The 23355-nt window shown below is 62.2% G+C and carries 21 protein-coding genes; 14 read left to right on the plus strand and 7 right to left on the minus strand.

What is annotated here, in order from left to right; translation table 11 throughout:
- Nucleotides 1-420: 420 nt before the first annotated feature.
- The 9 genes from HX881_RS17075 to HX881_RS17115 all read left to right on the plus strand — a co-directional run bounded on the left by HX881_RS17075 (nt 421) and on the right by HX881_RS17115 (nt 8976).
- Nucleotides 421-1452, plus strand: coding sequence for an amino acid ABC transporter substrate-binding protein (locus tag HX881_RS17075; protein ID WP_017124100.1), 1032 nt, complete (start codon nt 421-423; stop codon nt 1450-1452).
- Between the two features lie 66 nt (nt 1453-1518).
- Entirely contained in the window at nt 1519-2700 is a 1182-nt protein-coding gene (locus tag HX881_RS17080) for an amino acid ABC transporter permease (protein ID WP_177085619.1), read from the plus strand.
- Between the two features lie 10 nt (nt 2701-2710).
- Nucleotides 2711-3805, plus strand: coding sequence for an amino acid ABC transporter permease (locus HX881_RS17085; RefSeq protein WP_177085621.1), 1095 nt, complete (start codon nt 2711-2713; stop codon nt 3803-3805).
- A 28-nt stretch (nt 3806-3833) separates the two neighbouring features.
- The gene (locus HX881_RS17090; protein ID WP_010444394.1) at nt 3834-4598 is read left to right on the plus strand and encodes an amino acid ABC transporter ATP-binding protein; all 765 of its coding nucleotides are present in this window, start codon (nt 3834-3836) and stop codon (nt 4596-4598) included.
- 381 nt (nt 4599-4979) lie between these two features.
- Entirely contained in the window at nt 4980-5639 is a 660-nt protein-coding gene (locus HX881_RS17095) for a FadR/GntR family transcriptional regulator (RefSeq protein ID WP_017124097.1), read from the plus strand.
- Nucleotides 5629-6942, plus strand: a complete 1314-nt coding sequence (locus HX881_RS17100) for a CynX/NimT family MFS transporter (RefSeq protein WP_017124096.1) — start codon at nt 5629-5631, stop codon at nt 6940-6942. Before HX881_RS17095 ends, HX881_RS17100 begins: the two co-directional genes overlap by 11 nt.
- Before the next feature lie 102 nt (nt 6943-7044).
- On the plus strand, nt 7045-7515 hold the full coding sequence (locus tag HX881_RS17105; RefSeq protein ID WP_017124095.1) for a nuclear transport factor 2 family protein: 471 nt from the start codon (nt 7045-7047) through the stop codon (nt 7513-7515).
- Between the two features lie 46 nt (nt 7516-7561).
- Nucleotides 7562-7891: a GIY-YIG nuclease family protein gene (locus HX881_RS17110; RefSeq protein WP_177085623.1), complete on the plus strand. Its 330-nt coding sequence runs from the start codon at nt 7562-7564 to the stop codon at nt 7889-7891.
- A gap of 143 nt (nt 7892-8034) precedes the next feature.
- Nucleotides 8035-8976: a glutathione S-transferase family protein gene (locus HX881_RS17115; protein ID WP_177085625.1), complete on the plus strand. Its 942-nt coding sequence runs from the start codon at nt 8035-8037 to the stop codon at nt 8974-8976.
- A gap of 118 nt (nt 8977-9094) precedes the next feature.
- On the opposite strand, the gene HX881_RS17120 is transcribed toward HX881_RS17115, so the two are convergent.
- Entirely contained in the window at nt 9095-9445 is a 351-nt protein-coding gene (locus HX881_RS17120) for a glutaredoxin family protein (RefSeq protein ID WP_017124092.1), read from the minus strand.
- 3 nt (nt 9446-9448) lie between these two features.
- Nucleotides 9449-10456, minus strand: coding sequence for a nucleoid-associated protein YejK (gene yejK, locus HX881_RS17125; RefSeq protein ID WP_017124091.1), 1008 nt, complete (start codon nt 10454-10456; stop codon nt 9449-9451).
- A 396-nt stretch (nt 10457-10852) separates the two neighbouring features.
- On the opposite strand from yejK, the gene HX881_RS17130 reads away from it, so the two are divergent.
- A complete protein-coding gene (locus HX881_RS17130) occupies nt 10853-11134 on the plus strand; it encodes an HU family DNA-binding protein (protein ID WP_005785131.1) in 282 nt (93 codons plus the stop codon).
- A 62-nt stretch (nt 11135-11196) separates the two neighbouring features.
- On the opposite strand, the gene rlmF is transcribed toward HX881_RS17130, so the two are convergent.
- The 5 genes from rlmF to HX881_RS17155 form a co-directional block, all read right to left on the minus strand.
- On the minus strand, nt 11197-12225 hold the full coding sequence (gene rlmF, locus HX881_RS17135; RefSeq protein WP_177085627.1) for a 23S rRNA (adenine(1618)-N(6))-methyltransferase RlmF: 1029 nt from the start codon (nt 12223-12225) through the stop codon (nt 11197-11199).
- A gap of 292 nt (nt 12226-12517) precedes the next feature.
- Nucleotides 12518-15364: a valine--tRNA ligase gene (locus HX881_RS17140; RefSeq protein ID WP_177085629.1), complete on the minus strand. Its 2847-nt coding sequence runs from the start codon at nt 15362-15364 to the stop codon at nt 12518-12520.
- 238 nt (nt 15365-15602) lie between these two features.
- Nucleotides 15603-16028 (minus strand): DNA polymerase III subunit chi, encoded by a 426-nt coding sequence (locus HX881_RS17145; protein WP_177085631.1) that lies wholly within the window; start codon nt 16026-16028, stop codon nt 15603-15605.
- 8 nt (nt 16029-16036) lie between these two features.
- Nucleotides 16037-16465, minus strand: a complete 429-nt coding sequence (locus HX881_RS17150) for a DNA polymerase III subunit chi (RefSeq protein WP_017124087.1) — start codon at nt 16463-16465, stop codon at nt 16037-16039.
- A gap of 58 nt (nt 16466-16523) precedes the next feature.
- On the minus strand, nt 16524-18014 hold the full coding sequence (locus HX881_RS17155; RefSeq protein WP_177085633.1) for a leucyl aminopeptidase: 1491 nt from the start codon (nt 18012-18014) through the stop codon (nt 16524-16526).
- A 285-nt stretch (nt 18015-18299) separates the two neighbouring features.
- On the opposite strand from HX881_RS17155, the gene lptF reads away from it, so the two are divergent.
- The 4 genes from lptF (at nt 18300) to lepB (ending at nt 23303) form a co-directional block, all read left to right on the plus strand.
- Nucleotides 18300-19418, plus strand: a complete 1119-nt coding sequence (gene lptF / locus HX881_RS17160; protein ID WP_017124085.1) for an LPS export ABC transporter permease LptF — start codon at nt 18300-18302, stop codon at nt 19416-19418.
- The gene (lptG, locus tag HX881_RS17165) at nt 19411-20472 is read left to right on the plus strand and encodes an LPS export ABC transporter permease LptG (protein ID WP_017124084.1); all 1062 of its coding nucleotides are present in this window, start codon (nt 19411-19413) and stop codon (nt 20470-20472) included. Before lptF ends, lptG begins: the two co-directional genes overlap by 8 nt.
- 171 nt (nt 20473-20643) lie before the next feature.
- Nucleotides 20644-22443, plus strand: a complete 1800-nt coding sequence (gene lepA / locus HX881_RS17170; protein ID WP_042934511.1) for a translation elongation factor 4 — start codon at nt 20644-20646, stop codon at nt 22441-22443.
- A 5-nt stretch (nt 22444-22448) separates the two neighbouring features.
- Entirely contained in the window at nt 22449-23303 is an 855-nt protein-coding gene (gene lepB / locus HX881_RS17175) for a signal peptidase I (RefSeq protein WP_017124082.1), read from the plus strand.
- The last annotated feature ends 52 nt before the right edge of the window (nt 23304-23355 follow it).

Consider the following 23355-nt stretch of genomic DNA (forward strand, 5'->3'; position numbering starts at 1 on the left):
CGGATGGTTGATCTATTAATAATATGTCGCAACTTTGAAAGTTTTTCGGTTGACCAATGGCTGAATCGCTTTAGCCACCACTATGGTACGGGCTTTGCTATGGGAGATTCGAGTGTGTGCTTTCTCCCCTGGCGGTAACACTATCAGGCTAACGCCAGCTGTGGGATAGCACGAATCCGGGTAACGGATTCAGATTGACGTTCGCCAATGGCCGGGAAGGCTTCGCGAACACACAGGGCGCAAGCCCACTCGGCCGATTGGTGAGCAATGAGTGCCCCTCGGGGGATTTTCCCCCACTAGACTCATGGCTCAAGTTCTTTGCCGCTTGACCCAAAAATAAGCCAACGCGGGTCAACAGCGCCTCATAAGGGTGCGGCAGGACTCTAGCTCCGACACAACAAGAGCAAACTGGAGGTTTGAATGAAGATGTTGAAATCCACCCTGGCAGTCGTGACTGCTGCAGCCGTTCTCGGTGTCAGCGGTTTCGCGCAAGCGGGCGCTACCCTCGATGCCGTACAGAAGAAGGGTTTCGTACAGTGCGGTGTGAGTGACGGTTTGCCAGGTTTCTCGGTGCCTGATGCCACCGGCAAGATCCTCGGTATCGATGCTGACGTCTGCCGTGCCGTTGCCGCCGCCGTATTCGGCGACGCGACCAAGGTCAAGTTCAGCCAGTTGAACGCCAAGGAGCGTTTCACCGCGCTGCAGTCCGGCGAAATCGACATCCTGTCGCGTAACACCACCATGACCAGTTCCCGTGACGCGGGCATGGGCCTGAAATTCCCTGGCTTCATCACTTACTACGACGGCGTGGGCTTCCTGGCCAACAACAAGCTGGGCGTGAAAAGTGCCAAGGAACTGGACGGCGCGACCATCTGTATTCAAGCCGGTACCACCACCGAGCTGAACGTTTCCGACTACTTCCGTGCCAACGGCCTGAAGTACACCCCGATCACCTTTGACACCTCCGACGAAAGCGCCAAGTCGCTGGAATCCGGTCGTTGCGACGTACTGACCTCCGACAAGTCCCAGCTGTTCGCCCAGCGCAGCAAGCTGGCTTCGCCGAAGGACTACGTGGTTCTGCCGGAAACCATTTCCAAGGAGCCTCTGGGCCCGGTCGTGCGTAACGGCGACGACGAGTGGCTGGCCATCGTTCGTTGGGTCGGCTACGCGCTGCTCAACACCGAAGAAGCCGGTATCACTTCGAAGAACGTCGAAGCTGAAGCCAAGTCCACCAAGAACCCGGACGTTGCCCGTCTGCTGGGTGGCGACGGTGAATACGGCAAGGACCTGAAACTGCGCAAGGACTGGGTCGTCCAGATCGTCAAGCAGGTCGGTAACTACGGCGAAATCTTCGAGAAGAACCTCGGCAAGAGCACCCCGCTGGAAATCGACCGCGGCCTGAACGCTCTGTGGAACAACGGCGGCATTCAATACGCACCACCGGTGCGCTGATTGACCTATCGTCCGGCGGGCCAACCGCCGGGCGATGTTTCTGTTCCGTTTTTTCTGGGGCACTACATGCAAAATCAAGTCGGCGCACCAAAGCAGAGGCTCACCCTCAGCGATCCGCGAGTGCGCGCGTGGGTATTTCAGGTCATCACGGTTGTCGCGGTGATCGCCTTGGGCTGGTACCTGTTTCACAACACCCAGACCAATCTGCAACACCGGGGTATCACTTCCGGTTTCGGTTTTCTCGAGCGCAGTGCCGGTTTCGGTATCGCTCAACACCTGATCGACTACACCGAGGCGGACAGCTATTCGCGCGTCTTCGTCATCGGTCTGCTCAACACCCTGCTGGTGACCTTTATCGGCGTGATCCTGGCGACCCTGCTGGGCTTCATCATCGGTGTCGCGCGGCTGTCGTCGAACTGGATCATCAACAAGCTGGCCACGGTCTATGTGGAGATCTTCCGCAACATTCCGCCTCTGCTGCAGATCCTGTTCTGGTATTTCGCGGTGTTCCTGACCATGCCGGGGCCGCGCAACAGCCATAACTTCGGCGATACCTTCTTCGTCAGCAGCCGTGGCCTGAACATGCCGGCGGCCCGGGCCTCCGAAGGTTTCTGGCCGTTCGTGATCAGCGTGGTGCTGGCCATCGTCGCGATCGTGTTCATGTCCCGCTGGGCGACCAAGCGCTTCGAAGAAACCGGCGTGCCGTTCCACAAGTTCTGGGCCGGCCTGGCGCTGTTCATCGTGATCCCGGCGCTCTGCGCGCTGGTCTTCGGTGCTCCGCTGCACTGGGAAATGCCCAAGCTGCAAGGCTTCAACTTCGTCGGCGGCTGGGTGCTGATCCCTGAACTGCTGGCACTGACCCTGGCCCTGACGGTGTACACCGCGGCGTTCATCGCCGAGATCGTGCGTTCCGGGATCAAGTCGGTCAGCCATGGCCAGACCGAGGCGGCACGCTCCCTGGGCCTGCGCAACGGTCCGACCCTGCGCAAGGTGATCATTCCGCAGGCCCTGCGCGTGATCATTCCACCGCTGACCAGCCAATACCTGAACCTGGCGAAGAACTCGTCCCTGGCCGCCGGTATCGGTTATCCGGAAATGGTCTCGCTGTTTGCCGGTACGGTGCTGAACCAGACCGGGCAGGCCATCGAAGTCATTGCCATCACCATGAGCGTGTACCTGGCGATCAGTATCAGCATTTCCCTGCTGATGAACTGGTACAACAAGCGCATTGCGCTGATCGAGCGGTGAGGAAACGCCCATGAGTTCCCATACTTTCAAACCCGACATGCCACCGCCGGCCAAGGTCTTCGGCCCGATGGCGTGGATACGGGCGAACATGTTCTCCAGCTGGATCAACACGCTGCTGACCCTGTTCGCCTTCTACCTGATCTACCTGGTGGTGCCGCCGATCCTGCATTGGGCGATCCTGGACGCCAACTGGGTCGGTACCACCCGTGCCGACTGCACCAAGGACGGCGCCTGCTGGGTGTTCATCCAGCAGCGTTTCGGCCAGTTCATGTACGGCTACTACCCGCAGGAACTGCGCTGGCGCGTGGATTCGACCGTGTGGCTGGCGATCATCGGTGCCGCCCCGTTGTTCATCTCGCGCTTCCCGCGCAAGGCGATCTACGGCCTGAGCTTCCTGGTGGTGTTCCCGATCGTCGCCTATTTCCTGCTGCACGGCGGTTTCGGCCTGGAAAACGTGGCGACCAGCCAATGGGGCGGCCTGATGCTGACCCTGGTGATCGCCACCGTCGGTATCGCCGGCGCCTTGCCGCTGGGGATCCTGCTGGCACTCGGGCGTCGCTCGAACCTGCCGGCGATCCGGGTGATCTGCGTGACCTTCATCGAGTTCTGGCGCGGCGTGCCGTTGATCACCGTGCTGTTCATGTCCTCGGTGATGCTGCCGTTGTTCCTGCCCGAAGGCATGAACTTCGACAAGCTGCTGCGGGCCTTGATCGGCGTGATCCTGTTCCAGTCGGCCTATGTGGCCGAGGTGGTCCGGGGCGGGCTGCAGGCGATTCCGAAAGGCCAATACGAGGCCGCGGCCGCGATGGGCCTGGGCTACTGGCGCAGCATGGGCCTGGTGATCCTGCCGCAAGCCCTGAAGCTGGTGATTCCCGGCATCGTCAACACGCTGATCGCGCTGTTCAAGGACACCAGCCTGGTGATCATCATCGGCCTGTTCGACCTGCTTAACAGCGTCAAACAAGCCGCCGCCGACCCGAAATGGCTGGGCATGGCCACCGAAGGCTACGTGTTCGCCGCCCTGGTGTTCTGGATTTTCTGTTTTGGTATGTCCCGCTATTCCATGCATTTGGAACGCAAGCTGGACACAGGCCACAAGCGCTGAGGCGCTACCTAATTTAGGAAGTTCTGTTATGAGTGAAGCGATCAAACAGCCTGTGAGTCCTGAAGGCATTATTCAGATGCAGGGCGTGAACAAGTGGTACGGCCAGTTCCACGTGCTCAAGGACATCAACCTGAACGTCAAGCAGGGCGAGCGTATCGTCCTGTGCGGTCCGTCCGGTTCGGGCAAGTCCACCACCATCCGCTGCCTCAACCGTCTGGAAGAGCACCAGCAGGGCCGCATCGTGGTCGATGGCGTGGAACTGACCAACGACCTCAAGCAGATCGAAGCGATCCGCCGTGAAGTCGGCATGGTGTTCCAGCACTTCAACCTGTTCCCGCACCTGACCATCCTGCAGAACTGCACCCTGGCACCGATGTGGGTGCGCAAGATGCCCAAGCGCAAGGCGGAAGAGATCGCCATGCACTACCTGGAGCGCGTGCGTATCCCGGAGCAGGCCCACAAGTTCCCGGGTCAGTTGTCCGGTGGTCAGCAGCAGCGTGTGGCGATTGCCCGTGCCCTGTGCATGAAACCGAAGATCATGCTGTTCGACGAGCCGACCTCGGCTCTCGACCCGGAAATGGTCAAGGAAGTACTCGACACCATGATCGGCCTGGCCGAAGACGGCATGACCATGCTCTGCGTGACCCACGAAATGGGCTTCGCCCGCACCGTGGCCAATCGCGTGATCTTCATGGACAAGGGTGAAATCGTCGAACAGGCGGCGCCGAACGACTTCTTCGACAATCCGCAGAACGAGCGGACCAAGTTGTTCCTGAGCCAGATCCTGCATTGATCGACAGGCGCTGAATGAAAAACCCGGACCTGGTCCGTGATGCTGTTTACTTAAGCATTTGAGTCCAATCCGGGGCTTCTAGAAAATCCGATACCAGTCCCCTGGTATCGGATTTTTTATGCCCATTCGGCAGCAATGGCTCGACCTCGGCGACATCTTCAACTTCTCTGAGCTGAGTACCTTGCCTCGTTATCGCTGGCAAGCCAGCTCCTACAGGGTTTGAGGCTGGGCGATAGTCCGTGGTGAGCCCCCATCCTGTGGGAGTGGGCTTGCCCGCGAAAGCGGCGGTGCGGCTGGCATCACTCGCCCTTGAGCTCAGCCGTTGATCTGGGATAGGCTATCTGTAAATTCATCCTATGATTGGATGTTAAGGCGGATTCCATGTCTTCCAGTATTCCCCTGATCAAGCGTTCCCTGGTCGACCAGGCCCTGGAGCAGTTGCGCGAGCGCATTACCCTCGGCACCTGGGCCGTGGGCGAGCGTTTGCCGACCGAGCCGGAGCTGGCTGCCGAGCTGGGTATCAGTCGCAATACCATGCGCGAGGCCATGCGCGTGCTGGCGTTTTCCGGCTTGATCGAGATTCGCCAGGGTGACGGCAGCTACCTGCGAGCGACCACCGATCCGTTGGCGACCATGCAGGCGCTGTCGCGTTGTTCCCTGGATCAGGCCCGCGAGACGCGGCACAGTTTTGAAGTCGAAGCCGTTGGCCTGGCGGCCCTGCGCCGGACCGACGAGGATCTCAAAGGCCTGCGCGAGGCCCTGGCGACCAGCGGCGATCACTACCACGGCGACCTCGACAGCTATATCACCTGCGACCTGGTGTTTCACCAGCGCCTGATCGACGCCGCGCACAACCCGATGCTCAGCGAGCTGTATCGCTACTTTTCCAGCGTGATTGCCGGTGCCCTGCACCAGACGCTGGATATCACGCCACGTCGCCAGTCGGTGTTCGATCTGCATATCGCCCTGCTGGAGGCGGTCGAGCAGCGCGACCCGGAACGCGCCAAGGCCCTGTGCCGGACCTTGATCAATGAACCTTGAATCCGAGAGCCTCATGCCCCGTTCTGCTTCAACTACCTCGACATCCACGCCAGCCCAGTCGTCCGAGCTCGACAGGTTGCTGATCGACGCCGAAGCCGATGACGCCATCGTCCAGCAGGAGCAACCGCTGCTGCGCCGTCCCTGGTTGTTGCTGCTGGGGCTGGTGCTGGTGGCCTTGAACCTGCGCCCGGCGTTGTCGAGCATGGCGCCGATGCTCAGCGAGGTATCCCGCAGCCTCGGCTTGTCGGCGGCCAAGGCCGGCTTGCTGACTACCTTGCCCGTGCTCTGCCTGGGGTTGTTTGCCCCTCTGGCGCCGTTGCTGGCGCGGCGTTTTGGCAGTGAGCGGGTGGTGCTGGGAATCCTGCTGACCCTGGCGGGTGGCCTGATCGTGCGCAGTTCCTTTGGCGAGTTCGGCCTGTTTGCCGGCAGCATCATGGCGGGCGCGAGTATCGGCGTCATCGGCGTGCTGTTGCCGGGAATCGTCAAGCGTGACTTTCCCAGGCAGGCGGGGACCATGACCGGGGTCTACACCATGGCCCTGTGCCTGGGCGCCGCGATGGCGGCAGGGGCGACGGTGCCGCTGAGCCAGCACCTGGGTAACAGTTGGTCGCTGGGCCTGGGCTTCTGGGTGATCCCGGCGCTGGTGGCGGCGTTGCTGTGGCTGCCACAGGTCGGCAACAAGCACGGCGCCCATCAGGCGGCGTACCGCGTGCGCGGCCTGTTGCGCGATCCGCTGGCCTGGCAGGTGACCCTGTACATGGGGCTGCAATCGTCCCTGGCCTACATTGTCTTCGGCTGGTTGCCTTCGGTGCTGATCGGCCGCGGCCTGACGGCGACCCAGGCGGGGATCGTGCTGTCCGGTTCGATCCTCGTGCAACTGGCCAGTTCACTGGCCGCGCCCTGGCTGGCTACCCGTGGCAAGGACCAGCGGCTGGCGATCCTGGTGGTCATGCTGCTGACCCTGGGGGGCCTGTTCGGTTGCCTGTATGCACCGCTCGACGGGCTCTGGGGCTGGGCGATCCTGCTGGGACTGGGGCAGGGCGGCACTTTCAGCCTGGCGCTGACCCTGATCGTGCTGCGTTCGCGCGATGCCCATGTGGCAGCGAACCTGTCGAGCATGGCCCAGGGCATCGGCTACACCCTGGCTTCCATGGGGCCGTTCGCGGTCGGCCTGGTGCATGACCTCACCGGCGACTGGCAGGCCCTGGGCTGGATCTTCGGCGTGATCGGTCTTGGCGCCATTGTCGCGGGGCTGGGCGCCGGTCGGGCGCGCTATGTGCAGGTCAACAGCGAAAAACTCTGAAGCACCTCGCACTGCGGGTATTCGGCCGGCGAATGCCGATGGTCAGGCGGGCATTTGCGGACTATCGTGCAGGCAATCTTTTGATCTGCACGGAGCCTGCCCATGAGTGATGCCCACAGCGCGTTGATTACCGAGTTCTACAAGGCTTTCCAGCGACTGGATGCCGAGGCGATGAGCGCCTGCTACACCGAGGACGTGCTGTTCAGTGATCCGGCCTTCGGCGAACTGCGCGGCCGTGACGCCGGTGATATGTGGCGCATGCTGACGACCCGGGCCAAGGACTTCAGCCTGGTCTTCGACAATGTTCGCGCCGATGAGCGCACCGGGGGCGCCCACTGGGTGGCGACGTACCTGTTCAGCCAGACCGGCAATATCGTGGTCAACGATATCCAGGCCCGCTTCGTGTTCCGCGATGGCAAGATCTGCGAGCACCACGATCATTTCGACCTGTGGCGCTGGGCCCGCCAGGCCCTGGGCACCAAAGGCCTGCTGCTGGGCTGGACGCCACTGGTGAAAAACGCCGTGCGTGCCCAGGCGCTCAAGGGCTTGAAGGCATTCCAGGCGAACCGCTGAGGTCTGCTAAGATTCCGGCCCCGTTGCCGCCAAGTCCCTTTGCCCCGTGAACACCCGTCAAGCGCCGATTGCCGCCACTGAACCTGCCACACCGGCGGCCAAGCCCTGGTTCGTCTATCTGGTGCGGGCTGCCAACGGCTCGCTGTATTGCGGCATCAGCGATGATCCGCAACGGCGTTTTGCCTCGCACCAGAGCGGCAAGGGCGCGCGTTTCTTCCATTCGAGCCCGGCGGTGGCGCTGGTGTATATCGAGGCGTGCGGCGACAAGGGCGAGGCCCTGCGCCAGGAGCGCCTGATCAAGAAATTGCGCAAGAGCGCCAAGGAAAACCTGGCGGCGGGTTTCAGCCTGGAAGATTTTTCGGTCGGCCGAAAATGACAAGGGGCGCCTTTCGGTGCCCCATCACGAACAGGCTGGCGTGTCATTGATATCGCTGATAAGGCGACATCAGGCCATCCGGGTAGGCTGACCCCGATTTGCAGGCTAAGCTGCGGGCTCCTACCTGTCCGGCGGACTCCAGCATGCCTGAGTTGATTCTTCACCATTACGCAACTTCGCCCTTTGCCGAAAAGGCCCGGTTGTTGCTGGGGTTCAAGGGGTTGTCCTGGCGTTCGGTGACGATCCCGCCGGTAATGCCCAAGCCCGACCTGACGGCCTTGACCGGCGGTTATCGCAAGACGCCGGTATTGCAGGTGGGCGCGGATATCTATTGCGACACCGCCTTGATCGCCCGTCGCCTCGAACAGGAAAAGGCCTCGCCGACCCTGTTCCCCGAAGGACGGGAAATGGTCGCGGCGACCTTCGCCGCCTGGGCCGATTCGGTGGTGTTCAAGCATGCCGTGAGCCTGGTGTTCCAGCCGGAATCGGCGGCGGTGCGCTTTGCCCGGTTTTCCCCGGAGCAGCTCAAGGGCTTCATGATCGATCGCGCCGGCCTGTTCAGCGGTGGTTCGGCCACCCGGGTATCCCTGGAAGAGGCCCGGCACCAGTGGCCGACCTTCATGGCGCGCCTGGAACAGCAGTTGCAGCGTGAAGAGGGCGACTTCCTGTTTGGCCAGCCCTCCATCGCCGATATCGCGATGGCCCATCCCCTGTGGTTCCTCAAGGCCACGCCGGTCACCTCACCGCTGGTGGACGAATACCCGGCCGTATCGGCCTGGCTCGCCCGGGTCCTGGGGTTCGGGCATGGCGCCGCGAATGTCATGAGCGCCGGGGAGGCGTTGCAGGTCGCGCGCGAGGCCACGCCGGCCGATCTTCCCGATGAAGTCTTCAACGACCCGAATGGTTTCAAGGCCGGCCAGCGGGTGGTGATCGCCGCGACGGATTATGGTGTTGATCCGGTGGCCGGCGAATTGCTGTTTGCGGGCAGCGAGGAACTGATCCTGCGACGTGTGGATGAACGCGCGGGCGTGGTGCATGTGCACTTTCCGCGGCTCGGCTTCAGGATCGAAGCGCTAAGGGATTGAAAACACCGTCCCCCTGTAGGAGCCGGCTTGCCGGCGATGGCGGCCGCAAGATCGATGCGAGACTCATTGGCCTCATCGCCGGCAAGCCGGCTCCTACAATGGGAATGCGTCCGGCTGGCTATTGCAGGGCGGCGATGATCGCCTCTGGCTGATATCCGCGGATCAGGGTGCCGTTGACATCCAGTATCGGAATACCCCCGCCACCCAGGGCTTCATAGGCCTTGCGCGCCTCGGCGTTCTTCTCGATATCGAACTCCCTGTAGGGAATGCCCTTCTGGTCGAGAAAACGCCGGGTCAGCTTGCAGTAGCCGCACCAGTCGGTGGCATAGAGAGTCACCCGGGCCTTGGCCTGGGTCTGTTCGGAGACCACCGAACCGGGGTTGAACACCCGCTCGATCTTGCCCCAGTTCTGATAGGCCACGACCACCAGCAGGATCAGCAGGAACTTCTTCAACATGCCATTGAGCACGGTTCAGTCCTTGCGGCGCTTGAGCTGATCGGTGAGCTGGGTCGGCAGGCCCTTGATGATCAGGGTCCCGGCTTCCTCGTCATATTCGATCTTCGAGCCCAGCAGGTGCGCTTCGAAGCTGATGGACAGCCCTTCGGCCCGACCGGTGAAGCGGCGGAACTGGTTCAGGGTGCGTTTGTCGGCGGGGATTTCCGGCGACAGGCCATAGTCCTTGTTGCGGATATGTTCGTAGAACGCCCGCGGGCGGTCTTCGTCGATCAACCCGGACAGCTCTTCCAGGCCCATGGGTTCGCCCATCTTGGCCTGGCTGCTGGCGTAGTCCACCAGGGTCTTGGTTTTTTCGCGGGCATCGTCTTCGGGCAGGTCCTCGCTTTCGACGAAGTCACTGAAGGCCTTGAGCAGGGTGCGGGTCTCACCCGGGCCGTCGACCCCTTCCTGGCAGCCGATGAAGTCGCGGAAGTACTCCGAGACCTTCTTGCCGTTCTTGCCCTTGATAAAGGAAATGTACTGCTTGGACTGCTTGTTGTTCTGCCACTCGGAGATGTTGATGCGTGCGGCCAGGTGCAACTGGGCCAGGTCCAGGTGCCGGGACGGGGTGACGTCCAGCTCGGCATTCACCGCCACGCCCTCGCTGTGGTGCAGCAGGGCGATGGCCAGGTAATCGGTCATGCCTTGCTGGTAGTGGGCGAACAGGACATGGCCGCCGACCGAGAGGTTGGACTCTTCCATCAGCTTCTGCAGGTGTTCCACGGCCACGCGGCTGAACGCGGTAAAATCCTTGCCGCCGTCCAGGTACTCTTTCAGCCAGCCGCTGAAAGGATGCGCGCCGGACTCGGCGTGGAAAAAGCCCCAGGCCTTGCCCTGCTTGGCGTTATAGCTTTCATTGAGGTCGGCCAGCATGTGCTCGATGGCCTGGGACTCGCTCAGTTCCGAATCGCGGGCGTGGAGCACGGCTGGCGTGCCATCGGGTTTCTTGTCGATCAGGTGGACGATACAGTGACGGATCGGCATGGGTTTCTCGGCTGATTGTCAGGGGGAAGAGCGGCTCCCCGGAAAAGCTGCCAGTGTACCGTAGACGCGGACCGAATCAGCGTTTGCGGGGTCAAACTTGGCCGATCGGCGGTTTCTGGCAGTTTTTTTTCGAAAACGAGCGCAAAAGCTGACCAAATGGCTAGGTAGAGGCGGATATTTCCCCGTCTCTGTGCTAGTTTTGCCCCCGTCTTGCGCACAGTAAGGGCGCAAAGCGTGCATTCAGCAGGTGTCAGGTCGAACCAAACCCCGTTTTTGCTATCTACATCCGCGATCCGTCGTGGTTTATCAGCGGGGTGTCAGGTCCACAAGACTTGGCTCGACGGCTGACACTGCACTCTGCAATCCAAATGAATTTGATAGGGAAGGAACATCTCAATGGCTTTGACTAAAGACCAACTGATCGCCGACATCGCTGAAGCTATCGACGCGCCGAAAACCACCGCTCGCGCTGCCTTGGACCAACTGGGCCAGATCGTTGCCGATCAACTGGAAAACGGCGGCGAAATCACCCTGCCAGGTATCGGCAAGCTGAAAGTGACCGAGCGTCCTGCCCGTACTGGCCGCAACCCATCGACTGGCGCTGCCATCGAAATCGCTGCCAAGAAAGTTATCAAGCTCGTTGTGGCCAAAGGCCTGACTGACGCTGTTAACAAGTAAGACGCAGTGCGACCGTGCCTCGGAGCGATCCGGGCACGGTTTTTTTTCGCCTGGTGAAAGTCTCAGGCGCGGGCCGCGCTCCAGTGCCGTTGCGCCCAGGCCTGTTGCTGGGCCTGGCTGTGGAACGTCCAGGCGACGAAACGGCTCTGCTTCTGGCCCTGGGACATCTCCACCACCTTGCTCTCCAGGGCGCCGGCTTTTTTCAGGGCCGCTTCGATGGCCGGCAGGTTCGAGGCCTTCGACACCAGGGTGCTGAACCACAGCACCTGGCTCGCCAGTGGCGGGCTTTCGCTGATCAGTTGGGTCACGAAGCGCACTTCGCCCCCCTCACACCATAATTCCGCCGCCTGACCGCCGAAATTCAGTACGGGCAGCTTGCGCTTGGGGTCGGCCTTGCCCAGGGCGCGCCATTTGCGCCGGCTGCCGCTTTGGGCTTCATCCAGGGACGCATGGAACGGCGGATTGCACAGGGTCAGGTCAAAATGCTCGGTACTGTCCAGCAGGCCGCTGAGGATGTGCTTCGGGTTGTCTTGCTGGCGCAGGGTGATGGCCTTGTTCAGGCCGTTGGCCTGGACGATGGCCTTGGCCGCGGCCAGGGCGGTCTTGTCGATATCCGAGCCGAGAAACTGCCAGCGATAGTCGCCATGGCCGATCAACGGATAGATGCAGTTGGCGCCGACGCCGATATCCAGCACGCGCACGGCCGCGCCACGGGGAATGTTGCCCTGGTTGCTTTCGGCCAGCAGGTCGGCGAGAAAGTGCACGTAGTCGGCTCGCCCCGGCACTGGCGGACAGAGGAAGTCGGCCGGAATGTCCCAGTGCTGGATACCGTAGAAGGCCTTGAGCAGCGCCCGGTTGAACACGCGCACCGCAGCCGGGTCGGCGAAGTCGATGCTTTCCTTGCCATAGGGGTTGAGGATCACGAACTGGCCCAGTTCGGGGCAGCCCTTGATCAGTTGCGGGAAGTCATAGCGGCCCTGGTGACGGTTGCGTGGGTGCAGGCTGGCTTTCTCGCGAGGCTCGACGCTCTTGGCCGGGGTGGCGGGCTTGGGCTTCTTGCGCGGGGCTTTGGGTTTGCTCGGGGCGTTCATGGCGGGATCGATTCGGGTAGGGCTTGGAGTGACGGGCATTGTCCCATATTCCCCGACGCTGGCGCGCAGGGCATTGTGGCGGACACGCTCCAGTGCCGATCTTCTGTCTTGAGCGCGACATAACCCGGTAGGCGCCGGCTTGTCGGCGATGGCGTCCGATCAGGCGGCGCCAGGCCCGCGGGCCTTATCGCCAGCAAGCCGGCTCCTGCAAGGTTTCGGGGCGCTTGTGAGGATGCGCCGGGCATGAAAAAGGGAGACCCGAGGGCCTCCCTTTTTCAGTCAGGCGTCACGCTTACAGGCTGGCGATCCGTGCATGCTGCTCGGCCAGCTTGCCCAGGGCCTGTTCGGCCTCGGCCAGCTTGGCGCGCTCTTTCTCGATGACTTCGGCTGGAGCCTTGTCGACGAACGCGGCATTGGACAGCTTGCCGCCGACCCGTTGCACTTCACCCTGCAGGCGCTGGATTTCCTTGTCCAGGCGCGCCAGTTCGGCGCCCTTGTCGATCAGTCCGGCCATCGGCACCAGCACTTCCATCTCGCCCACCAGGGCGGTGGCGGACAGCGGTGCCTCGTCGCCGGCAGCCAGCACGGTGATCGATTCGAGTTTCGCGAGCTTTTTCAGCAACTGCTCGTTCTCGCTCAGGCGACGCTGATCCTGCTCGTTGACGTTCTTCAGGAACAACGCCAATGGCTTGCCCGGGCCGATATTCATCTCGGCGCGGATGTTGCGCACGCCGAGCATCAGGCCCTTGAGCCATTCGATATCGTCTTCGGCAACCGCGTCGATCCGCGCTTCGTTCGCCACCGGCCATGGTTGCAGCATGATGGTCTTGCCTTGCGCCCCGACCAGCGGCGCCAGGCGCTGCCAGATTTCCTCGGTGATGAACGGCATGAACGGATGCGCCAGGCGCAGGGCCACTTCCAGCACGCGCACCAGGGTGCGTCGGGTGCCGCGATGGCGCTCGATCGGTGCGTTCTCGTCCCACAGGACCGGCTTGGACAGTTCCAGGTACCAGTCGCAGTACTGGTTCCAGATGAACTCGTAGAGGGCCTGGGCCGCGAGGTCGAAGCGGAACTGGTCGAGCTGGCGGGTCACTTCGGCTTCGGTGCGCTGCAACTGCGAGATGATCCAGCGATCAGCCAGGGACAGCTCGTAGGCTTCGCCGTTCTGGCCGCAGTCTTCGCCCTTGTCCAGCACATAACGCGCGGCGTTCCAGATCTTGTTGCAGAAGTTGCGATAGCCCTCGACGCGGCCCATGTCGAACTTGATGTCGCGACCGGTGGAAGCCAGCGAGCAGAAGGTGAAGCGCAGGGCGTCGGTGCCGTAGCTGGCGATACCTTCGGCGAATTCGGCGCGGGTCTGCTTCTCGATGGCCTTCTGCAATTTGGGCTGCATCAGGCCGGTGGTGCGTTTCTGCACCAGGGCTTCGAGCTCGATACCGTCGATGATGTCCAGTGGATCGAGGACGTTGCCCTTGGACTTGGACATCTTCTGGCCCTGGCCATCACGCACCAGGCCGTGGACGTAGACAGTCTTGAACGGGACCTGCGGGGTGCCGTCCTCGTTCTTCACCAGGTGCATGGTCAGCATGATCATCCGGGCGACCCAGAAGAAAATGATGTCGAAACCGGTTACCAGCACATCGGTGGGGTGGAAGGTCTTGAGGAAGTCGGTCTGCTCCGGCCAGCCCAGGGTGGAGAAGGTCCACAGGCCCGAACTGAACCAGGTGTCGAGGACGTCGTTGTCCTGTTGCAGCGCAACGTCCGGGCCGAGGTTGTGCTTGGCCCGTACTTCGGCTTCGTCGCGACCGACATAGACCTTGCCCGACTCGTCGTACCAGGCCGGAATGCGGTGGCCCCACCACAGCTGGCGGCTGATGCACCAGTCCTGGATATCGCGCATCCAGGAGAAGTACATGTTTTCGTACTGCTTGGGCACGAAGGCGATGCGACCGTCTTCCACGGCGGCAATGGCCGGTTCGGCCAGCGGCTTGGTCGACACGTACCACTGGTCGGTCAGCCACGGCTCGATGATGGTGCCCGAACGGTCGCCCTTCGGCACTTTCAGGGCATGGTCATCGACGCTGACCAGCAGGCCCGCGGCATCGAAATCGGCAACGATCTGCTTGCGCGCCTCGAAACGGTCGAGGCCGGCGTATTGCGCCGGGATCTTGCCGTCGATGCTGTCGTTCAGCGTGCCGTCGAGGTTGAACACCTGGCAGGCCGGCAGGACGGCGGCGTTCTTGTCGAAGATGTTCAGCAGCGGCAGGTTGTGGCGCTTGCCGACTTCATAGTCGTTGAAGTCGTGGGCCGGGGTGATCTTCACGCAGCCGGTGCCGAATTCGGGATCGCAATAATCGTCGGCGATGATCGGAATGCGGCGGCCGACCAGCGGCAGCTCGACGAATTTGCCGATCAGGGCCTTGTAGCGTTCGTCTTCCGGGTTGACCGCGACGGCGGCGTCGCCAAGCATGGTTTCCGGACGAGTGGTCGCGACGATCAGGTAGTCCAGGCCTTCGGCGGTCTTGGCGCCATCAGCCAGCGGGTAGCGCAGGTTCCACAGGAAACCCTTTTCGTCGTGGTTTTCCACTTCGAGGTCGGAAATCGCCGTGTGCAGCTTGGTGTCCCAGTTGACCAGGCGCTTGCCGCGGTAGATCAGGCCGTCTTCGTGCAGGCGCACGAAGGCTTCCTTGACCGCTTCGGAAAGGCCGTCGTCCATGGTGAAGCGCTCGCGGCTCCAGTCCACGGACGAGCCCAGGCGGCGGATCTGGCGGCTGATATTGCCACCGGATTGGTCCTTCCACTCCCACACCTTTTCGAGAAACTTCTCGCGTCCCAGGTCATGCCGGTTCTGGCCCTGGGCTTCGAGCTGGCGCTCCACCAGCATCTGGGTGGCGATCCCCGCGTGGTCGGTGCCCGGCTGCCACAGGGTATTGCGACCCTGCATGCGGCGGAAACGGATCAGGGCATCCATGATCGCGTTGTTGAAGCCGTGGCCCATGTGCAGGCTGCCGGTGACGTTCGGCGGCGGGATCATGATGGTGTACGAGTCGCCCGCGCCTTGCGGGGCGAAGTAGTTCTCGGACTCCCAGGTCTGGTACCAGGAAGTTTCAATGGCGTGCGGCTGGTAGGTCTTATCCATGCGCGGCGGGACCCTTAGGCGTTAATTCAGGAAAGCCGACAAGTATAACGGGGATATGGCGCGGGGCGTAGAGCGAGGTGAGGGCCCGGGGGACAAATATGCCCGCTGGCGCGGTATTTTGCGTTGAAACGCGGTCCTCTGTGGGAGCCGGCTTGCCGGCGATGAGGCCCGTCAGCCCGGCATCGCTCTTATGGACGCCATCGCCGGCAAGCCGGCTCCCACAGGGGGGGGCGTCGTGTCAGGAGGGATACTGGCTCAGCAGGCGCTCCATCCGGGCATCCAGGCGGCGCTTGATCTCGGTTTCGATATGCGGGGCGAAGTCGTCGATCACGTCCTGCATGATCAGTTGCGCGGCGGCGCGCAATTCGCTGTCCAGGTGCAGCAGGGCGTCTTGGTTGCCGGGCCTGGGCGGTTCCGGCTTCGCTTCGGCGATCGGTGCCGGCGCGGGTGTCGGTTCGGCCGCGACTGGCGGCGCGACCTCGGGGACTGGCTCGACCTCGGCCTTTTTACCCACCATGTCGAACAGCAGGGGAATCTGCCCTTCGCTGGCGACGGTTTCGGTCAGCAGCGGTGGCTGCAGGGTGTCGTCGCCGAGCAACTTGCGGATCGATTCCAGCTCATCGAGCAGGGGGGCAGCTTTTTGTGGTTGTTTTGGAGTGTCCATCGGGGTGCTCAAAGTCGCTGTAGACGGTGATCTTGCAGAGGATATCCCTGTTCGCGGTAGAAGCGGAAACTCTCCCGCGCCGCCTGGCGGATCGCCGGGTCTTCCACCACCACTTCCGCCACGCGGGCAAAGCGCGAGGCAAAGGGCGGGACTTTCAAGTCCAGGTTCACCAGCAGGTCCTGATGAGGGCCGGGGTCTTCGCCCAGTCCCAGGACCACGCTGCCCTCGGGTTCGCTTTCCGCGGGGCCGTGGGGAACGAAGCTCTCGCCCTTGAAGCGCCACAGGCGGGCGTCCAGCTCATCGCGCTGGCCGGCATCGCTGCAGTGCAGATAGACCTTGTGCCCCAGGCGCCAGGCCTTTTCGGTCAGCTTGCAGGCGAAATCCAGCCGGGCTGAAGGATCAGGGCTGGGCAGAATATAGAAATCGACTTGGGTCATAGAGGTTCCTGAGCCACGGCGCCCTGCTCAGTGGAGGAGGGCGCCCTGGTCGCCGGCGTCAGGCCTTGGCGCGATCCAGCAGGTATTGGGTCAGCAGGGGCACCGGACGGCCGGTGGCGCCCTTGTCCTTGCCGCCGCTGGTCCAGGCGGTGCCGGCGATGTCCAGGTGGGCCCAGTTGAGGTTCTTGGTGAAGCGCGACAGGAAGCAGGCGGCGGTGATGGTGCCGGCCTTCGGCCCGCCGATGTTGGCGATGTCGGCGAACGGGCTGTCCAGTTGCTCCTGGTATTCATCGAACAGCGGCAGTTGCCAGGCACGGTCGTCGGCCTGGCGGCCGGCGTTCAGCAGTTGCTCGATCAGCTCGTCGTTGTTGCCCAGCAGGCCCGAGGTGTGCGAGCCGAGGGCGACGATGCAGGCGCCGGTCAGGGTGGCGATATCGATCACCGCCTGGGGCTTGAAGCGTTCGGCGTAGGTCAGGGCGTCGCACAGCACCAGGCGGCCTTCGGCGTCGGTGTTGAGGATTTCCACGGTCTGGCCGCTCAGGGTGGTGACGATGTCGCCCGGACGGGTCGCGCCGCCGCTCGGCATGTTCTCGGCACAGGCCAGGATGCACACCAGGTTGATCGGCAGCTTCAGTTCCAGCACGGCCTGCAGCGTACCGAAGACACTGGCGGCACCGCCCATGTCGTACTTCATTTCATCCATGCCGGCGCCCGGCTTGAGGCTGATACCGCCGGTGTCGAAGGTGATGCCCTTGCCGACCAGGGCGAACGGCTTCTCGGATTTCTTGCCGCCGTTGTACTGCATGACGATCAGTCGTGGTGGCTGGTCGCTGCCCTGGCCCACGGCGTAGAACGAGCCCATGCCCAGTTCCTTGATCTTCTTCTCGTCGAAGATCTCGACCTTCAGGCCCTTGTGGGTCTTGCCCAGGTTCTTGGCCTGCTCGGCGAGGTAGCTCGGGTGGCAGATGTTCGGCGGGGTGTTGCCCAGGTCGCGGGTGAATGCCATGCCGTTGGCGATGGCCTTGGCGTGGGTCACGGCGCGTTCGACTTCGGCTTGCGCGGCCTTGATGGTGACCAGGGTGACTTTCTTCAGGGCACGCGGCTCGGCTTTCTGGCTCTTGTAGGCGTCGAAGCTGTACTCGCCATCCAGCAGGCTTTCCGCCAGCAGGCGGGTCTTGCCATAGCTGTCGCGACCCTTGACCACCAGCTCGTCGAGGGCGAGCACGGCATCGCTGCCACCCAGGCCCTTGAGGGTGCCGAGGATGCCGGCGACGGTCTTGCGGAACGGCCGGTCGCCCAGCTCGGCGTCCTTGCCCACGCCCACCAGCAGCACGCGCTCGGCTTTCAGGTTCGGCAGGCTCTGCAACAGCAGGCTCTGGCCGACCTTGCCGGCCAGGTCGCCGCGCTTGAGGATGGCACTGATGGCGCCGCCAGTCAGTTCATCGACTTTCTGCGCGGCAGTACCGAGCTTGCGGCCTTCGCCGACAGCGAGTACCAGGGTGGCGGTTTTCAACGTTTCCGGGCTAACGCTTTTTACAACCAGTTCCATGTCTGGGTCCCTGAATAAAGGTCAGTGGGCGCGAAGCAAGGCTCTGCGCTGGGCGGCTTGGCAACGCGGTGGCGTGCAAGCGACAAAGGCGGCAGTTTGAACCTCGCCGCCCGCCGCTGACAACCCTGCGTTGCAGCTTTGCGTGCGTGGTTGAGCGTGCGCAGTGACAGGGGCGGCCAATCACAGGATAATGCGCCATCTTTTTAGACGGCTCTTGATGAGCTGACTCTATATGCTTGCTTGTTCGGCCGCCTTAGTTAGCCTGACAACCCTGGAGTGTCTGGTTTGATCGTCTTTCGTTATCTGTCTCGCGAAGTCCTGGTTACATTGAGTGCCGTCAGCGCCGTGCTGCTGGTGATCACCATGAGCGGGCGCTTCGTCAAATTCCTCGCCCAGGCCGCTTCGGGCGCCCTGGATCCGGGGGCGCTGTTCCTGATCATGGGCTTCCGCCTGCCCGGTTTCCTGCAGTTGATCCTGCCCTTGGGCCTGTTTCTCGGGATTCTGCTGGCCTACGGCCGGTTGTACCTGGAAAGCGAGATGACCGTGCTGTCCGCCACCGGCATGAGCCAGCAGCGCCTGCTCGGCATGACGATGGCACCGGCCCTGCTGGTGGCCCTGCTGGTGGCCTGGTTGAGCCTGAGCCTGGCCCCCCAGGGCGCCTACCAGTTCCAGCTGGTGCTCAACAAGCAGGATGCCCTGACCGAATTCGATACCCTGGAGCCGGGGCGTTTCCAGGCGTTGAACGATGGATCGCGGATCACCTACACCGAGAAACTGTCGGATGACCGCACCCAGCTGGGCGGTGTGTTCATTTCCGAGAAACGTCTCGGCCAGGACAAGAAGGACCGTGGCATCTCGGTGCTGGTCGCCGATCACGGGCGTCTTGAAGTCAAGCCTGACGGCAACCGCTACCTGATTCTCGAGGACGGCTACCGCTATGACGGCAGCCCGGGGCAGGCGGACTATCGGGCTATCAAATATGACACCTACGGCGTGCAGATGGAGAAACCCGAAATCAGCAACGAGGTGACCGACCGTGACGCCCTCGCGACCCGCGATCTGTGGGGCAGCAGCGAGCGCAAGTCGATTGCCGAGCTGCAATGGCGCCTGTCCCTGCCGCTGCTGGTCTTTATCGTGACCCTCATGGCGGTGCCGCTGTCGCGGGTCAACCCGCGTCAGGGCCGTTTCCTCAAGCTGTTGCCGGCGATCCTGCTGTACATGGCGTACCTGACCATGCTGATTTCCGCCCGCGGTTCGCTGGAGAAGGGCCACCTGTCGCCGCTGCTCGGCTTGTGGTGGGTGCACGGGTTGTTCCTGGTGATCGGCCTGGGACTGCTGTATTGGGAACCGTTGCGTTTGAAGCTGGCGAGTCGCCGCGACATGAAGGAGATGGCTCGTGGTTAAGCTCGACCGCTACATCGGCAGTACCGTATTCCTGGCGATCCTGGCGGTGCTCGGGATCATCCTGGGCCTGGCCTCGCTGTTCGCCTTTATCGACGAGATGGGCAATGTCAGCGACACCTACACCTGGGGCGATATCCTCAGCTTCGTGGTGCTGACGGCGCCTCGTCGCGTCTATGACATGTTGCCGATGGCCGGCCTGATCGGCTGCCTGATCGGCCTGGGCAGCCTGGCGAGCAACAGCGAACTGACCATCATGCGCGCGGCCGGCGTCTCCATCGGACGCATCGTCTGGGCGGTGATGAAACCGATGCTGGTGCTGATGATCGTCGGCGTGCTGGTCGGCGAGTATGTCGCGCCGGTCACCGAGAGCCAGGCCCAGGCCAACCGGGCGCTGGCCCAGGGTTCGGGCGATGCGCAGAGCTCCAAGCACGGCCTGTGGCACCGCCAGGGCGACGAATTCATCCATATCAACGCCGTGCAACCCAACGGCCTGCTCTATGGGGTGACCCGTTATCATTTCGACGAGCAGCGGCATCTGCTGTCGTCGAGCTTCGCCAGGCAGGCTCGCTTCGACAAGGATCACTGGAACCTGACGGATGTCACCACCACCTATTTCCGTGGCGATCACACCGAGGTCATCAACAGTCCGGAGGAACTGTGGGGCGTGTCCCTCAGCCCGAACCTGCTGAGCACCGTGGTGATGGTGCCCGAAGCGCTGTCCATCAGCGGCCTGTGGGGCTACATCCATTACCTGGCGGACCAGGGGCTGGCCAATGGCCGTTACTGGTTGGCGTTCTGGGTCAAGATCCTGCAACCGCTGGTCACCGCCGCGCTGGTGCTGATGGCCATCTCGTTCATCTTCGGCCCCTTGCGTTCGGTGACCCTCGGCCAGCGGGTGTTCACCGGCGTGCTGGTGGGCTTCACCTTCCGTATCGCCCAGGACCTGCTGGGGCCGTCGAGCCTGGTGTTCGGCTTTTCGCCGCTGCTCGCGGTGCTGGTGCCGGCGGGGATCTGTGCGATTGCCGGGCTCTGGCTGCTGCGTCGAGCGGGATAAGGGCGGCAAACACGCCTGGGTAACCCCGAAAAAGAGCCCCTGCCGACCAGCCGGGGCTTTTTTGTGCCGGTCGCCTTGCCTGTGAACGTGACGCCTAGGTCGCGCATCAGGTACAATTCCCGGCTATTTTTCGGCGGGCAGTCTGCCTGCAACCTTTTTGAGTGTTGACCCGTGAGTGATTTGAGTCATATCCGCAATTTCTCCATCATCGCCCACATTGACCATGGCAAGTCGACTCTGGCCGATCGCTTCATCCAGATGTGCGGCGGCCTTGCCGAACGCGAGATGGAAGCGCAGGTGCTGGATTCCATGGACCTCGAGCGCGAGCGCGGGATCACCATCAAGGCCCATAGCGTCACCTTGTACTACAAGGCTAAAGACGGCATCACCTATCAGCTGAACTTCATCGATACCCCGGGCCACGTCGACTTCACCTACGAAGTCAGCCGTTCCCTGGCGGCCTGTGAAGGTGCGCTGCTGGTGGTCGACGCCGGCCAGGGCGTCGAGGCCCAGTCGGTTGCCAACTGCTACACGGCGATCGAGCAGGGCCTGGAGGTCATGCCGGTGCTGAACAAGATCGACCTGCCGCAGGCCGAGCCGGAGCGGGTGAAGGAAGAGATCGAGAAGATCATCGGTATCGATGCCACCGACGCCGTCACCTGCAGCGCCAAGACCGGCCTTGGTGTCGATGAGGTGCTCGAGCGCCTGGTCGCCACCATTCCCGCGCCGACCGGCAATATCGAAGATCCGCTGCAGGCGTTGATCATCGACTCCTGGTTCGACAACTACCTGGGCGTCGTGTCCCTGGTGCGCGTGCGCCACGGCCGCGTGAAGAAGGGCGACAAGATCCTGGTCAAGTCCACCGGCAAGATGCACCTGGTGGACAGCGTCGGTGTGTTCAACCCCAAGCACACCGCCACCGTCGACCTGAAGGCCGGCGAAGTGGGCTTTATCATCGCCGGTATCAAGGACATCCACGGTGCGCCGGTGGGTGACACCCTGACCCTGAGCACCACCCCCGATGTCGACGTGCTGCCGGGCTTCAAACGCATCCAGCCGCAGGTCTACGCCGGTCTGTTCCCGGTCAGTTCCGACGATTTCGAAGACTTCCGCGAAGCCCTGCAAAAGCTCACGCTGAACGACTCCTCGCTGCAGTACACCCCGGAAAGTTCCGATGCCCTGGGCTTCGGCTTCCGTTGCGGGTTCCTCGGCATGCTGCACATGGAGATCATCCAGGAGCGCCTGGAGCGCGAGTACGACCTGGACCTGATCACCACGGCGCCGACGGTAATCTTCGAGCTCAAGCTCAAGAACGGCGAGACCATCTACGTCGACAACCCGTCCAAGCTGCCGGACCTGTCCGCCATCGAGGACATGCGCGAGCCGATCGTGCGGGCCAATATCCTGGTACCGCAGGAGCATCTGGGCAACGTCATTACACTGTGCATCGAAAAACGCGGGATCCAGCACGACATGCTGTTCCTCGGTTCCCAGGTGCAGGTGACCTACGACCTGCCGATGAACGAAGTGGTCCTGGACTTCTTCGATCGCCTGAAATCCACCAGCCGTGGCTATGCTTCGCTGGATTATCACTTCGATCGCTACCAGTCAGCTAATCTGGTCAAGCTGGATGTACTGATCAACGGTGAGAAGGTCGACGCCCTGGCGTTGATCGTGCATCGTGACAACGCGCACTACAAAGGGCGTGCGTTGACCGAGAAGATGAAAGAACTGATTCCTCGTCAGATGTTCGACGTTGCCATCCAGGCCGCCATTGGCGGGCAGATCGTGGCGCGGACAACCGTCAAGGCGCTCAGAAAGAACGTACTGGCCAAATGCTACGGTGGTGACGTTAGCCGTAAGCGCAAGCTGTTGGAAAAGCAGAAGGCCGGTAAGAAACGCATGAAGCAAGTAGGCAACGTGGAAATCCCACAGGAAGCCTTCCTTGCGGTGCTCAGGTTGGATAGTTAGGTCCTATGTCACTAAATTTCCCGCTGTTGCTGGTCATCGCCGTCGCCGTCTGCGGTCTGTTGGCGTTGCTCGATCTGGTCTTTCTGGCTCCACGCCGACGTGCGGCAATCTCCACCTACCAGGGCAGCGTCTCGCAGCCCGAGGCAGAAGTGGTCGAGAAGCTGAACAAGGAGCCTTTGCTGGTTGAATACGGCAAATCCTTCTTCCCGGTGCTGTTCATCGTGCTGGTACTGCGTTCGTTTCTGGTCGAGCCGTTCCAGATTCCGTCCGGCTCGATGAAGCCGACCCTGGATGTCGGTGATTTCATCCTGGTGAACAAGTTTTCCTACGGGATCCGTTTGCCGGTGATCGACAAGAAAGTGATCCCGGTCGGTGATCCGCAGCGCGGCGATGTGATGGTGTTTCGCTACCCGAGCGATCCGAACGTCAACTACATCAAGCGTGTAGTCGGTCTGCCGGGCGATGTGGTGCGTTACACCAGTGACAAGAAGCTGTTCGTCAACGGCGAGTCCGTGGCCGAGCAACTGGTGGGCAACGAACCGGGCATGCTCGGCAGCGCCGAACTCTACAAAGAGAAGCTGGGCGCCGCCGAACACCTGATCCGCAAGGAGATGGGCCGTTATCGCGCGCCGCCTGACCACGAATGGAAAGTGCCGGCCGGGCACTACTTCATGATGGGCGACAACCGCGACAACTCCAATGACAGCCGCTACTGGGATGACCCCAGTATTCCCAAGGAGCTGCTGGGCATGGTTCCCGACGAGAATATCGTCGGCAAGGCCTTCGCGGTCTGGATGAGCTGGCCTGATCCGAAATTCAGCCACCTGCCGAATTTCTCGCGGGTCGGCCTGATCAAGTAACCCAAGCGGCGCTGTTGAACACAGCGCCGAATGCTTTTCAGGTGCTTGAACA

Source organism: Pseudomonas gingeri (assembly GCF_013386115.1).
GTDB lineage: Bacteria > Pseudomonadota > Gammaproteobacteria > Pseudomonadales > Pseudomonadaceae > Aquipseudomonas > Aquipseudomonas gingeri.

Bases quoted from the DNA above. Each gene is read 5' to 3' on its own strand.
- HX881_RS17075 (WP_017124100.1), top strand. From the start codon at position 421: ATGAAGATGTTGAAATCCACCCTGGCAGTCGTGACTGCTGCAGCCGTT.
- HX881_RS17080 (WP_177085619.1), top strand. From the start codon at position 1,519: ATGCAAAATCAAGTCGGCGCACCAAAGCAGAGGCTCACCCTCAGCGAT.
- HX881_RS17085 (WP_177085621.1), top strand. From the start codon at position 2,711: ATGAGTTCCCATACTTTCAAACCCGACATGCCACCGCCGGCCAAGGTC.
- HX881_RS17090 (WP_010444394.1), top strand. From the start codon at position 3,834: ATGAGTGAAGCGATCAAACAGCCTGTGAGTCCTGAAGGCATTATTCAG.
- HX881_RS17095 (WP_017124097.1), top strand. From the start codon at position 4,980: ATGTCTTCCAGTATTCCCCTGATCAAGCGTTCCCTGGTCGACCAGGCC.
- HX881_RS17100 (WP_017124096.1), top strand. From the start codon at position 5,629: ATGAACCTTGAATCCGAGAGCCTCATGCCCCGTTCTGCTTCAACTACC.
- HX881_RS17105 (WP_017124095.1), top strand. From the start codon at position 7,045: ATGAGTGATGCCCACAGCGCGTTGATTACCGAGTTCTACAAGGCTTTC.
- HX881_RS17115 (WP_177085625.1), top strand. From the start codon at position 8,035: ATGCCTGAGTTGATTCTTCACCATTACGCAACTTCGCCCTTTGCCGAA.
- yejK (WP_017124091.1), bottom strand. From the start codon at position 10,456: ATGCCGATCCGTCACTGTATCGTCCACCTGATCGACAAGAAACCCGAT.
- HX881_RS17130 (WP_005785131.1), top strand. From the start codon at position 10,853: ATGGCTTTGACTAAAGACCAACTGATCGCCGACATCGCTGAAGCTATC.
- rlmF (WP_177085627.1), bottom strand. From the start codon at position 12,225: ATGAACGCCCCGAGCAAACCCAAAGCCCCGCGCAAGAAGCCCAAGCCC.
- HX881_RS17140 (WP_177085629.1), bottom strand. From the start codon at position 15,364: ATGGATAAGACCTACCAGCCGCACGCCATTGAAACTTCCTGGTACCAG.
- HX881_RS17145 (WP_177085631.1), bottom strand. From the start codon at position 16,028: ATGGACACTCCAAAACAACCACAAAAAGCTGCCCCCCTGCTCGATGAG.
- HX881_RS17150 (WP_017124087.1), bottom strand. From the start codon at position 16,465: ATGACCCAAGTCGATTTCTATATTCTGCCCAGCCCTGATCCTTCAGCC.
- HX881_RS17155 (WP_177085633.1), bottom strand. From the start codon at position 18,014: ATGGAACTGGTTGTAAAAAGCGTTAGCCCGGAAACGTTGAAAACCGCC.
- lepB (WP_017124082.1), top strand. From the start codon at position 22,449: ATGTCACTAAATTTCCCGCTGTTGCTGGTCATCGCCGTCGCCGTCTGC.